This window comes from Allobosea sp. NPDC055594, from assembly GCF_053618995.1.
The window spans coordinates 626,001-638,313 of record NZ_JBSHIO010000001.1 but is presented as its reverse complement, the minus strand read 5'-3'; the positions used below and the strand labels follow the sequence as shown (position 1 = coordinate 638,313).

General features: G+C 66.1%; 12 protein-coding genes. 9 read left to right on the top strand and 3 right to left on the bottom strand.

The window, feature by feature from the left end; all coding sequences use genetic code 11:
• Positions 1-351 precede the first annotated feature (351 nt).
• Entirely contained in the window at positions 352-843 is a 492-nt protein-coding gene (locus tag ACWGRX_RS02975) for an MgtC/SapB family protein (RefSeq protein ID WP_452116353.1), read from the top strand.
• Between the two features lie 55 nt (positions 844-898).
• Here ACWGRX_RS02975 and ACWGRX_RS02970 read toward each other — a convergent pair whose 3' ends face one another.
• The gene (locus ACWGRX_RS02970) at positions 899-1,066 is read right to left on the bottom strand and encodes a hypothetical protein (protein ID WP_291637390.1); all 168 of its coding nucleotides are present in this window, start codon (positions 1,064-1,066) and stop codon (positions 899-901) included.
• A gap of 135 nt (positions 1,067-1,201) precedes the next feature.
• A complete protein-coding gene (locus ACWGRX_RS02965) occupies positions 1,202-1,465 on the bottom strand; it encodes a hypothetical protein (RefSeq protein WP_291637392.1) in 264 nt (87 codons plus the stop codon).
• Positions 1,466-1,761: 296 nt separating this feature from the next.
• On the opposite strand from ACWGRX_RS02965, the gene ACWGRX_RS02960 reads away from it, so the two are divergent.
• The 3 genes from ACWGRX_RS02960 (at position 1,762) to ACWGRX_RS02950 (ending at position 4,613) form a co-directional block, all read left to right on the top strand.
• On the top strand, positions 1,762-3,450 hold the full coding sequence (locus ACWGRX_RS02960) for an ArnT family glycosyltransferase (RefSeq protein WP_452116352.1): 1,689 nt from the start codon (positions 1,762-1,764) through the stop codon (positions 3,448-3,450).
• Positions 3,451-3,516: 66 nt separating this feature from the next.
• Positions 3,517-4,269, top strand: coding sequence for a glycosyltransferase family 2 protein (locus tag ACWGRX_RS02955; protein WP_291637396.1), 753 nt, complete (start codon positions 3,517-3,519; stop codon positions 4,267-4,269).
• A complete protein-coding gene (locus ACWGRX_RS02950; protein ID WP_291637398.1) occupies positions 4,269-4,613 on the top strand; it encodes a lipid-A-disaccharide synthase N-terminal domain-containing protein in 345 nt (114 codons plus the stop codon). Before ACWGRX_RS02955 ends, ACWGRX_RS02950 begins: the two co-directional genes overlap by 1 nt.
• A 107-nt stretch (positions 4,614-4,720) precedes the next feature.
• On the opposite strand, the gene metC is transcribed toward ACWGRX_RS02950, so the two are convergent.
• Positions 4,721-5,911 (bottom strand): cystathionine beta-lyase, encoded by a 1,191-nt coding sequence (metC, locus tag ACWGRX_RS02945; RefSeq protein WP_452116351.1) that lies wholly within the window; start codon positions 5,909-5,911, stop codon positions 4,721-4,723.
• Between the two features lie 266 nt (positions 5,912-6,177).
• Between metC and ACWGRX_RS02940 the strand changes: the two genes are divergently transcribed.
• The 5 genes from ACWGRX_RS02940 to ACWGRX_RS02920 all read left to right on the top strand — a co-directional run bounded on the left by ACWGRX_RS02940 (position 6,178) and on the right by ACWGRX_RS02920 (position 12,299).
• Positions 6,178-7,203 (top strand): amino acid ABC transporter substrate-binding protein, encoded by a 1,026-nt coding sequence (locus tag ACWGRX_RS02940; RefSeq protein ID WP_291637401.1) that lies wholly within the window; start codon positions 6,178-6,180, stop codon positions 7,201-7,203.
• A 147-nt stretch (positions 7,204-7,350) separates the two neighbouring features.
• A complete protein-coding gene (locus ACWGRX_RS02935) occupies positions 7,351-8,370 on the top strand; it encodes an amino acid ABC transporter substrate-binding protein (protein ID WP_452116350.1) in 1,020 nt (339 codons plus the stop codon).
• A 173-nt stretch (positions 8,371-8,543) separates the two neighbouring features.
• The gene (locus ACWGRX_RS02930; RefSeq protein ID WP_291637403.1) at positions 8,544-9,569 is read left to right on the top strand and encodes an amino acid ABC transporter substrate-binding protein; all 1,026 of its coding nucleotides are present in this window, start codon (positions 8,544-8,546) and stop codon (positions 9,567-9,569) included.
• Positions 9,570-9,715: 146 nt separating this feature from the next.
• Positions 9,716-10,909, top strand: a complete 1,194-nt coding sequence (locus ACWGRX_RS02925) for an amino acid ABC transporter permease (protein ID WP_452116349.1) — start codon at positions 9,716-9,718, stop codon at positions 10,907-10,909.
• A gap of 10 nt (positions 10,910-10,919) precedes the next feature.
• The gene (locus ACWGRX_RS02920) at positions 10,920-12,299 is read left to right on the top strand and encodes an amino acid ABC transporter permease (protein ID WP_452116348.1); all 1,380 of its coding nucleotides are present in this window, start codon (positions 10,920-10,922) and stop codon (positions 12,297-12,299) included.
• The last annotated feature ends 14 nt before the right edge of the window (positions 12,300-12,313 follow it).

The following is a 12,313-nucleotide window of genomic DNA, read 5'->3' as shown; positions in this document are numbered from 1 at the left end:
TGGATGCCGTTCTGGTCGGTGGCGGGATGATTTCCGTTGCCGGCTTTTCCTGGTGGGCGACGGTCCGCTGGAATCTCTAGATCATGGGTGAGCGGGAGCTGGTCTCCGGGCCTTCGCCTCCCGCCACCAGCCGCGACCCCAATCAAAATCGATCCTCGTATCGGCCCGAAGCGGAGGTTTCGTCGGGGCGGCGGAACCTCCCGGGCGCGCTCCGGTTGCAGTGTCTGGAAAGGCAACTCGTTTCGCCGCGCCGCTTTGGGAGCGGCGGGCAGGGCGGTTCGCGCGGTCGCCGGAGGCTGCCGTACGGTTCTGCCGCCGATGGGCTGCCACCATCGACTGCGTGGAGATGCGATGATCGGCGAGATGGAATTGATCGGCAGGCTGCTCATCGGCACGGCCGCAGGCGTGGCCGTCGGCTTCGAGCGGACGCGCAAGCAGAAGAGCGCGGGAATCCGCACCTTTGGCCTCGTCGGGCTGGGGACCGCGGCGGCCGCCTCGATCTTCAGCGAGCCCGGCCAGACCGATGCGGCGAGCCGTGTCGTGCAAGGCATCGTCACCGGAATCGGTTTCCTCGGGGCCGGCACCATCGTCCTGCGGGATCGCGAGCTGCATCCGCGTGGCCTGACCACCGCTGCGGCGATCTGGGTCACGGCGGCGCTGGGCTGCGCGGCCGGGCTGGGTGACTGGCCCATCGTCGCGACGGCGGTTTTCGTCGCGCTGCTCCTGCTTGCGGTCGATCACTCCATCGAGCGCTGGGCCGGCGGCGATCGTGATCAGGAGGCGGGGGCCTCCAGCGCAACGCAGGATCGCGAAGGGGCGCCGTCCAAGGGGGCGGAGCGCTGATCCCGCGAGCCATCGCGGCCTGAGCGCCTTGGCGGTGGCCCTGGTCTCGTGCCGATCAATGGACGGCTTCGTCGCGCCGCAGCTCGAATGCGAGCATGGCCTCGGCGAGGGCTTCCAGTTCGCGAGCCTTTTCCGGACTGTCGGGTGCGCCACTCAGCTCTGCCACCCGGCGCTGGGCGCGTTCGTAGTCCTCGTCGGTGTGGACGGCGATCGCGGTCTTCATGACAAGGCTCCTCGCTGCTGCCGCGAGAGCGATGTTGCGCGTGCCCCCGCAGCGGGCTCAACGGTTCAGGTGGTGGACGGCAGGGCGCAGATGCGCGCGGGCGCGATTCCGCCGTACCGCAAATGCGGTAGGAGGTTACTCCTCCCGGCCCCAGTCGCGCAGCTGACGGATTGTCGGGCGGGCGCGCCAGAGATCGACTGCGAGCCTGCCGCCGAAGCAGAGCGCGAAGCCGGGCAGCGCGGTGGCGAACGGCACGGCGGCGAGCCCCATGGCGCAGCCGCCCGAATCGCCAGCACCGCATTTGGGATCGAACAGCAGGAAGACGAGGGCCAGCAGCGTGGCGAGCAACGGGCCGAGCAGAAGACCGAGGAGCCCTGTCTTGAACGCGCGCCACAGCATCGGAATTGTCCCCGAACCCGGCGCGGCTGAACGACGCGCAAGGCATGATAGCGGCTCGCCGTCCCGGCGTCGCCTGGGGTGGCGTGCCGGTGCATTCGCCGGCAGCATCTTGCCGCTGGCGCCGCGAGGCCGTAAACGCGCGGCAGCCGCGCCGCCATGATCATGCCCGAAAGGCGGGCCATGGCGCTGCGCCTCGTCTGTGGGACCGGCCCGCGATCTCCCGTCGGCGTTCGGGCGGCTACAGGTTTGCGATCCCGCAAGGCGCGGCGGCCAGGCCGCAGCTGCAAGGAGTGTCGATGATCCCGTTCGGCTCTGGCCTCGACCGGCTCGCTGGCTTCGCCTCGGCGAGCCATTGGCGGGCCTGCCTGCTGCTGCTCCTGATTTCGCTCGGAGCCTTCCTGCCGGGCTTCGCCTCGCTGCCGCCCTTCGATCGCGACGAGCCGCGCTTCGCCCAGGCCAGCAAGCAGATGCTGGAGACGCGCGATTTCGTCGATATCCGCTTTCAGGACGAGGCCCGGCACAAGAAGCCGGTCGGCATCTACTGGCTGCAATCGGCCAGTGTCGCGGCCGGCGAGGCGCTCGGCGTTTCCGAGGCCCGCACGCAGATCTGGCTCTATCGCCTTCCGTCGCTGATCGGGGCGATCGCGACCGTGCTCTTGAGCTATTGGGCGCTGCTCGCCTTCGTCGGCGCGCGCCTCGCTCTGCTCGGCGGGGCGCTGATGGCCGCGGCCGTGCTGCTCGGAGTCGAGGCGCGGATCGCCAAGACCGATGCGGTTCTCGCCGCCTGCGCCGTCGCGACCATGGGCGCGCTCGCCAGGGCCTGGCTCGACTGGACCCGCTCGCTCGCCTTCGTGCCGAGCCGCCACAACTGGCTGGTCTTCTGGGGCGCGACGGCGCTTGCTTTGCTGATCAAGGGGCCGATCGTGCCGATGGTCTGGGGCCTGGCCGCGCTGGTGCTCAGCATTCGCGAGCGCTCGCTGCGCTGGTTCGCCCCGCTGCGACCCGGCCGGGGTTTGCTGCTCTGCCTGGTCGCCGTCCTGCCCTGGTTCATCGCCATCGCGCTGAAGAGTGGCGGCGAGTTCTTCGCCGAGAGCGTCGGCAAGGACATGCTCGGCAAGGTCGGCGAGGGGCAGGAGAAGCATTGGGGCCCGCCTGGGCTCTATCTCCTGCTGTTCTTCGGCACCTACTGGCCGGCGGCGGCGTTCGCCGCCATGGCGGTTCCCTTCGCCTGGGCAAGACGCCGCGAGCCGCAGATCCTGTTCCTGATCGCCTGGATACTGCCGTCCTGGCTCGTCTTCGAGGCGGTGCCGACCAAGCTGCCGCATTACGTGCTGCCGCTCTATCCGGCGATCACGGCCCTGCTGCTGCTGGCGATGATCAATGGCGGCATCGACCGTTTCCGGCGCGGCGCGACGCTCACCGCGGCGCTGGTGGTGCTGGTGCCGGCCGCGCTCGTCGGCGTCGTACTCTACGGCAACTGGACGCTCGACCGCACTCTGCCGTTCCTGGCATTGCCCGTTCTTGCGCTCGCCCTGTTCGTCACCTGGCTCGTCTTCCGGGCCTTCCAGCGGGGCGAGATCGAGGGTGCGCTCTGGCGCGGCGTCGTCGCGAGCCTTCTGCTCAGCGCTGGCGTGCTCGGCCTTGCCGCGCCGAGCCTGCGTTCCCTGCAGATGTCGCCGCGGCTCGCCGAGGCCGTCCGGGCCGTGGGCTGTCCCGATCCGAAGGTCATCACCGTCGGCTATCGCGAGCCGAGCCTGGTGTTCCTGGTCGGGACCGATCTCGCCATGGGCTATGACGGCGCCGCGGCCGCCGCTTTCCTGCGCCAGCCGGGCTGTCGCGTCGCGCTCGTCGAGCAGCGCGCGGCAGCTGATTTCGTCGCCGCCATCGCCGACATCGACCCGCCGCCGCGCCTTGCCACCACCGTCCGGGGCTTCAACCTCAATGGCGGCAAGCGCCTTTCCATCAGCGTCTATGTGCGTGAGTGATCGACGCTTGCCCCGCTGCGCCAGTTGACGCAGTTTGCGCCCGCAACTGCAGAAAGACCTGTTTACGTGACCGAATCCGTGCCTCCTGACGGCTTGCCGCGCCTCAGCATCGTCGTCCCCGTCCGCAATGAGGAGGGCAATATCGCCCCGCTCCTGCGCGACATCGAGGCCGCTTGCGCGCAGACCGGCCTGTTCGAGGTGATCTATGTCGATGACGGCTCGAGCGACGGCACGGCCGGCGTGCTCGCCGGCCTGGCGGCGACGCGGCCCTGGCTGCGTGTCGTTGGCCACGCGCAGAGCTGCGGGCAGTCGGCAGCGGTGCGCAGCGGCGTCAGGGCCGCGCGGGCCGCGATCGTGGCGACGCTCGACGGCGACGGCCAGAACGATCCTTCCTTCCTGCCGGCGATGCTGGCCCAACTCGAGGCGGCCGGTCCGGGGGTCGGCCTGATCCAGGGGCAGAGGGTCGGGCGCAAGGATACCGGCTTCAAGCGTTTCCAGTCGCGCGTCGCCAACAAGGTGCGCGGCGCCGTGCTGAAGGACGCGACGCGGGATACCGGCTGCGGCCTGAAATGCTTCCGCCGCGAGGCCTATCTGGCCTTGCCCTATTTCGACGCGCTGCACCGCTTCATGCCGGCCCTGATCGTGCGCGAGGGCTATGCGGTCGCCCATCACGATGTGCGCGACCGTCAGCGCATCAGCGGCGTCTCGAATTACGGCTTCTTCGATCGGCTCTGGGTCGGCATGCTCGACCTGATGGGCGTATGGTGGCTGATCAGGCGCCGCAGGCGGGTGCCGCAGCTCCGAGGGGAGGCGCGCTGATGCTCGTCGACCTGCAGAACATGATCGGTGACTATTTCCACGACGTCTTCGTCAACAATGTCGACTGGTGGGTGCTGCTCGGCGTGGTCGCGCAGGGTCTCTTCACCATGCGCTTCGTGGTGCAGTGGCTTGCCAGCGAGAAGGCGCAGCGCTCGGTCGTGCCGATGACCTTCTGGTGGTTCTCGATCGGCGGCGGCGCGCTGCTGCTGGTCTATGCGCTCTATCGGCGCGACCCGGTCTTCATTCTCGGCCAGGGCTTCGGCCTGTTCGTCTATCTGCGCAATCTGCAATTCGTCCTGCGCGCCAAGGCGCGCGGCGAGGATACCAATTCCGGCCCGGGCTGAGCGGCTGGGCTGCTGCGTCCAGACGGCGCTGAGGCGTCATTCCGGGGTTCAGGCCTGTCGGCCCGCCCCGGAATGACGACGCAGCTTCACCTGGAGGCCAGCGGACTTCAGCTCGCCGCTCTCAGTCGGGCAAAGCCGGTGTCGAGGTCTTCCTTGAGGTCCTCGAGGTCTTCCAGCCCGATATGCAGACGGATCGTCGGGCCGGCGAAGCCTGGCTTGGTCGCCGTGCGATAGGCCGTGCAGTCGAAGGGCAGGACGAGACTTTCATAGCCGCCCCAGGACGCGCCCATGCCGAACAGGGAGAGCCCGTCCAGCATCGCGCCGACCGCCTTGCTCGCAACCGGCTTGAGCTCGATCGCGAACAGCGAGGAGGCGCCGGTGAAATCGCGCTTCCAGATTGCGTGGCCGGGGTCGCTCGGCAGGGCCGGGTGCAGCACGCGCGCGACCTCCGGGCGGGCGGCGAGCCAGTTCGCCATCTCGATTCCGGCCGGCATCTGCTCCTTCAGGCGAATGTGCATGGTGCGGATGCCGCGCAGCGTCAGGAAGGCGTCCTCGGGCGCGATGATCACGCCGAGCGTCTCCCAGGCTTCGCGCAGGCGCTTGTAGAGCGCGGGCGTGCGGGCCGAGACGGTCCCGATCAGCACGTCCGAATGGCCGGCATAGTATTTGGTGCCGGCCTGGACCGAGAGGTCGACGCCGAAATTATGCGAGTCGAAGAAGAGCGGCGTCGCCCAGGTGTTGTCCATCAGCACCAGCACGTCGCGGGCGTGCGCCGCCTCGACGATCGCCGGGATGTCCTGCATCTCGAAGGTCTGCGAACCAGGGGCCTCGGTCCAGACCGCCTTGGTGTTCGGCTTGAACAGATCGGCGATCCCGGCACCGATGGCCGGATCGTAATAGGTCACCTCGACGCCCATCCGCGACAGCATCTTGTCGCAGAACATTCGCGTCGGCCGGTAGACGCTGTCCGTCACCAGCAGGTGGTCGCCGGAGGAGAGCACGGCGAGCAGGGGCAGGGTGCAGGCCATCAGGCCGGATGGGCAGACCACCGAGCCGGCGCCGCCTTCCATTGTGTTGAGCGCCGCTACCAGCGCATCGATCGTCGGGTTGCCCTGCGTGCCATAGGTGTAGCGCGCCTTGCGGAGGAGAAAGTCCTCCATGTTCGGGTAGACGACCGTGGAGCCGCGCACGATCGGCGGGTTGACGAAGCCGTAGGAATCCGCCGGATCGCGACCGGCGAGAACGAGGCGTGTCTTCTCGCGAAGACGCGAGAATTCGGGTGTCGACAGCTTTTTCATGGGATCTAGGCCGGGCCGCGAAGCAGGAATCGGGGGCGGTCGCACTTGACCACCTTATGAAACTCGCATGTGATGTTTGAGGTGAAAAGAGGCGGGTGTGCGGGGGAGCCTTTGCTTGACGCTCATGGGTTGCTCTGGCAATCGACCGAGGCCGGACGCTCCCTAGAACGGTGCATCAAACGGGACATCCAAGTCGCGACGATGCCAGGGAACCGGCATGCTCCCAGCGGCAGCAGCCGACGGGGAAATCAATGGGAGAGATGACGATGAAGAAGTTCATGGCAGCCGCGGTCGCCGGGCTGGGACTGGCGCTGGCCGCGACGACGGCACAGGCGCAGGCGCCCCAGACGCTCGCGCAGGTGAAGAACCGCAACGTCCTGAACTGCGGCTCCAATACCGGCCTTGCCGGTTTCGGTCTGCCGGATGCGCAGGGCAATTGGGTCGGTCTCGACGTCGATCTCTGCCGGGCGATCTCGGCCACGATCTTCAACGATCCGACCAAGATCAAGTTCATCCCGCTCTCGGCCAAGGATCGCTTCACTGCGCTCCAGTCGGGCGAGGTCGATGTTCTCGTCCGCAACTCGACCTGGACGATGTCGCGCGACACCGCGCTCGGCCTGCTCTTCACCGGCGTCAACTATTATGACGGCCAGGGCTTCATGGTGCGCAAGAAGCTCGGCGTGACTTCGGCGCTGCAGCTCTCCGGCGCCTCGGTCTGCACCCAGCAGGGCACCACGACCGAGCTCAACCTCGCCGACTTCTTCCGCGCCAACAATCTGAAGTACGAGGTCGTCGCGTTCGCCACCTCCGACGAGACGGTCAAGGCCTATGATTCCGGGCGCTGCGACGCCTTCACCACCGACGCCTCCGGCCTCTATGCCGAGCGCCTGAAGCTGACCGCGCCGGACGATCACATGGTCCTGCCCGAGATCATCTCCAAGGAGCCCCTCGGACCGGCGACGCGCAACAACGACGCGCAGTGGTTCAACCTGGTGAAGTGGGTGCACTTCGCCATGGTCAATGCCGAGGAACTCGGTGTGACGAAGGCCAATGTCGACGAGATGCTGAAGTCGCCGAATCCGGAGATCAAGCGCCTGCTCGGGACCGAAGGCAAATTCGGCGAGGCCATCGGCCTGACGCCCGACTGGGCCTACCGGATCATCAAGCATGTCGGCAATTACGGCGAGAGCTTCGAGAAGAACGTCGGTCAGGGTTCGCTGCTGAAGATCGCCCGCGGTCAGAACGCGCTCTGGACCAAGGGCGGCCTGCAATACGCCCCGCCGGTGCGCTGAGTTGACGGGGGCGGCCGCTTCGCGCGGCCGCCCCTTTCGTGTTTCCGGGAAGACTTGAAGAGGCTGGTTTGCACGGGGCGGGTGGGCCTCGGATTCGCCAGCCGGCAGAGAACGGGCCGAACCCGTTCCGCCTGACAGGGGAAAAGCATGTTGAAACTCATCAGCGCGGCGTTGCTGGTCGCCGCGAGCGTATTCGGCTCCGCGAATGCGCAGGCGCCCCGGACCCTCGATCAGGTCAAGAGTCGCGGCGCCCTGAACTGCGGTGCAAATCCCGGCCTGATCGGCTTCGGTGCGCCCGACGCGCAGGGCAACTGGGCTGGGCTCGATGTCGAATACTGCCGCGCCATCGCCGCGGCCATCTTCGGCGACGCCTCCAAGGTCAAGTTCATTCCGCTCTCGGCCAATGACCGCTTCAAGGCACTGCTGGCCGGCGAGGTCGATGTGCTGATCCGCAATTCGACCTGGACGATCTCGAACGACACGCCCCCCGGTCTGCTCTTCGTCGGCGTCAATTACTATGACGGCCAGGCGATCATGGTGCGCCGCAAGCTCGGTGCGACCTCGGTGATGCAGCTGTCAGGCGCGTCGATCTGCGCGCAGCGCGGCACCACGACCGAACTCAATCTCGCCGACTACTTTCGCGTCAACAAGCTGAAGTACAAGCTCGTTTCCTTCGATACCGGCGCCGAGACGATCAAGGCCTATGATGCCGGCCGCTGCGATGCCTTCACCACGGACGCGTCGTCGCTCTATGCCGAGCGCCTGAAGCTGTCGGCGCCGGATGATCACATGGTGCTGCTCGAGATCATCTCGAAGGAGCCTCTCGGTCCTTTGACGCGCGACAATGACTCGCAATGGTTCAAGCTGGTGCGCTGGGTCCACTTCGCCATGCTGAACGCCGAGGAGCTCGGCGTGACCAAAGCCAATGTCGACCAGATGCTGAAATCGGAGAACCCGGAGATCCGGCGTCTCCTGGGGATCGACGGGGCGTTCGGGGAGGGGCTCGGCTTGACCAAGGATTGGGCCTACCGGATCATCAAGCAGGTCGGCAATTACGGCGAGAGCTTCGAACGCACGGTCGGCAACCGCTCGGTCCTGAAGATGATGCGCGGCCAGAACGCGCTCTGGACCAATGGCGGTCTGCAATACGCGCCGCCGATCCGGTGAACCAGGGCCGTTGCGGGCAGGTCGAGCCGCTCGTCCCGACGTCTATTCTTACGGCTACGACGAAATTCTTGTTGCTATGACGAAAGGAGACAGGCGGACCGGAGGCTGGTCCGGGACTTGCTAGCTAACCGAGAACGGGCAGGAACCCGTTCCGCCAAACAGGGGAAAACAAGATGAAAAAATTTATGGGCGCGGCGTTGATCGCCGCCGCCGGCGTAATCGGAGTCTCTGCTGCACAGGCGCAGGGCGGCGGCCTGCTCGCGCAGGTCAAGAGCAAGGGCGTGCTGACCTGCGGTGTCGGCCCCGGGCTTGCCGGCTTCGGAATGCCCGACGCACAGGGCAATTGGAGCGGCCTCGATGTCGATCTCTGCCGTGCCATCGCGGCGGCGATCTTCAACGATCCCGCCAAGGTCAAATTCATCCCGCTCTCGTCGAAGGATCGCTTCACGGCGCTGCAATCGGGCGAGGTCGACCTGCTCTCGCGCAACACCACCTGGACGATGTCGCGCGACACCTCGCTCGGCCTGAACTTCGCGGGCGTCAACTATTATGACGGCCAGGGCTTCATGGTGCGCAAGAAGCTGGGCGTCGACTCGGCGATGAAGCTCGAGGGCGCCTCGGTCTGCACCCAGCAGGGCACCACGACCGAGCTCAACCTCGCCGACTTCTTCCGCACCAACAAGATGAAGTACGAGGTCGTCGCCTTCGCCAGCAATGACGAGACCGTCAAGGCCTACGAGTCCGGCCGCTGCGACGCCTTCACCACCGATGCCTCCGGCCTCTATGCCGAGCGGCTGAAGCTCAGCACCCCGACCGATCACATCGTGCTGCCGGAGATCATCTCCAAGGAGCCGCTCGGCCCCGTGGTGCGCCATGGCGATGATCTCTGGCTCGATGTCGTCAAATGGACGCACAATGCCATGCTGAATGCCGAGGAGCTCGGCATCACCAAGGCCAATGTCGACGAGATGCTTAAATCGGAGAATCCCGAGATCAAGCGCCTGGTCGGCACCGAGGGCAAGTTCGGCGAGGCGATCGGCCTGACCAATGACTGGGCCTACCGGATCGTCAAGCATATCGGCAATTACGGCGAGAGCTTCGAGCGCAATGTCGGCATGGGCTCGCTCCTGAAGATCGCGCGCGGCCAGAACGCGCTCTGGACCAAGGGAGGCCTGCAATACGCGCCGCCGATCCGGTGAGCTGACATTCAGCGGCGCGCCGCCCTCGGGTCGCGCGCCGTCCACCTTGTCTCCATTCGGGTGAGCCGGATAAAAATGGCCGCGATCGGTTCCTTCAGGGATCGCTTCCGGACCTCGGCCGCCAGACCAAAAAAAGGGCGTCAGACGTGTCCACGACTTCAACGGAACCGGTTCGACCGGGCAGAGCATCGCTCCTCTACGATCCCAGGATCAGAGGCTATGTCTATCAGCTGGCCTTGCTCGCCATCGTTGGTTTCCTGATCTATTCGGCCGCGTCCAACGCCATCGAGAACCTGCGCGCGCAGAAGATCGCCTCGGGTTTCGGCTTCTGGCACAACGCCTCCGGCTTCGACGTCAACCAGAAGCTGATCCCCTATGACGCCTCGACCGGCACCTATGGCAGGGCCTTCTATGTCGGCCTGCTCAACACGCTGCTCGTCGCCGCGATCGGCATCGTGCTCTCGACCTTCCTCGGCTTCTTCGTCGGTGTCGCCCGGCTTTCGAGCAACTGGGTCGTGGCGAAGATTGCGATGGTCTATGTCGAGATCATCCGCAATCTGCCGCTGCTGCTGCAATTGTTCTTCTGGTACAATGCGGTTCTGAAGCCGCTGCCCAATCCGCGCCAGTCGATCCAGCTGCCGGCGGGGGCGCTGCTCAACAATCGCGGGCTCTACATTCCCGACCCGCATCTCGGTCCCGGCGGCAGCCTGATCATCTGGGCCTTCCTGCTCGGCATCGCCGCGACGCTGGTCTTCCGTCACTGGGCCCGCAAGCAGCAGGCCGCGACCGGCAAGCAGTATCCGATCGGGCTCGTCGCGCTCGGCCTGGTCGTGCTCCTGCCGCTGGCGGTCTATTTCGCCACGGGACGCCCGGTTTCCTTCGTCTATCCGGAGCTCGCCGGCTTCAACCTGCGCGGCGGCATCCAGATTTTCCCCGAATTCGTCGCGCTGCTGCTGGGCCTCACCACCTATACCGCGGGCTTCATCGCCGAGGTGGTGCGTGCCGGCATCCTCGCCGTGTCCAAGGGCCAGACCGAAGCCGCCAATGCGCTCGGGCTGAGGGCCGGGCCGACGCTCAAGCTGGTGGTGATCCCGCAGGCCATGCGGGTGATCATCCCGCCGCTGACCTCGAACTATCTCAACCTGACCAAGAACTCTTCGCTGGCCGTGGCGATCGGCTATCCCGATCTCGTCCAGGTCTTCACCGGCACGGTGCTCAACCAGACCGGCCAGGCGGTCGAGGTCGTCGCCATCACCATGGCGGTCTACCTGACGATCTCGCTGGTGACGTCGCTGTTCATGAACATCTACAACCGGCGCATGGCGCTGGTCGAACGGTGAGGGCGCTGCGATGACCGATGCAACCACCGAAATGGCGCCCTACGCCTTCGTCCGCAAGGAAACCCTCGAGCAGCAGGCGGCGCCGCTTTCCGTCGCCGGCCCGCTGGCGTGGGTCCGCAACAACCTGTTCTCGGGGCCTCTCAACACGTTGCTGACGCTGCTCTGCGTCTACATCGTCGCGACGAGCCTGCCCGAGCTCATCCGCTTCTATTTCATCGATGCCGTCTGGACTGGTGCGAATCGCGATGCCTGCCTCGCCGACAAGGTCGGCCGGCCGGTTGGCGCCTGCTGGGCCTATGTCGCCGACCGCCTGCAATACTTCATCTATGGTTCCTATCCGATCAGCGAGCGCTGGCGGGTGAACATCGTCTTCGCGATGTTCGCGCTCGGTGTCGTCTGGATGCTCTGGACGAATGCGCCGAAGAAGAAGCTCGGTTTCTTCTACTTCTTCGTGCTGATGCCGATCTCGGCCTATGTGCTGCTGCTCGGCGGGGCCGGGGCGGAGCGCCTGGTGCGCAACGGCATGGTCCTGTCGCTCGCGCTGGCAGCGATCTATGTCGTGCTCTCCTTCGTGCCGCAACTGGTCGGCTTCTATCTCGGCTCGGCCAATCTCGCCGTGGTCCAGGAGGCTTCGCCGCTGAAGCGCTTCTCCGGCCCCAAGCAGCTCATCCTGTTCGCGCTCGTCGTCTTCGGCCTGCTCGGCGTGCTGGCGAGTTCGATCGGCCTGCCGCGCGTCGACACTGGGCTCTGGGGCGGCATGACCGTGACCTTCCTAATCGCGGCGGTCGGCATCGTCTTCTCTTTGCCCTTCGGCATCTTGCTCGCCCTTGGGCGGCGCTCGAAGCTGCCGATCATCCAGCTTATCTCGGTGATCTTCATCGAGTTCGTGCGCGGCGTGCCGCTGATCACGGTGCTGTTCATGGCCAACACCATGCTGCCGCTGTTCGTGCCGCAGGAATATTCGCCGGACCGCCTGCTGCGGCCGCTGATCGGCGTTGCCATGTTCGCCGCCGCCTATATGGCGGAGGTGATCCGCGGTGGCCTGCAGGCGATGCCCAAGGGCCAGTATGAAGGGGCGATGTCGCTCGGGCTCGGCTATTGGAGCATGATGCGGCTGATCATCCTGCCGCAGGCGCTGCGCATCGTGATCCCCGGCATCGTCAACACCTTCATCGGGTTGTTCAAGGATACGACGCTGGTCACCATCGTCGGCATTTTCGACTTCCTGCGGACCATCGAGGCGACCCTGGTCGATCCGACCTGGGCGACGCCGACCACCCGCGCGACCGGCTATGCCTTCGCCGCGGTCTTTTATTTCCTGTGTTGTTGGGGCATGTCTCGCTATTCGATCTCGGTCGAGAAGCGGCTCGCCGCCGGCCAGAAGCGTTGAGGAGAACTGGGAAC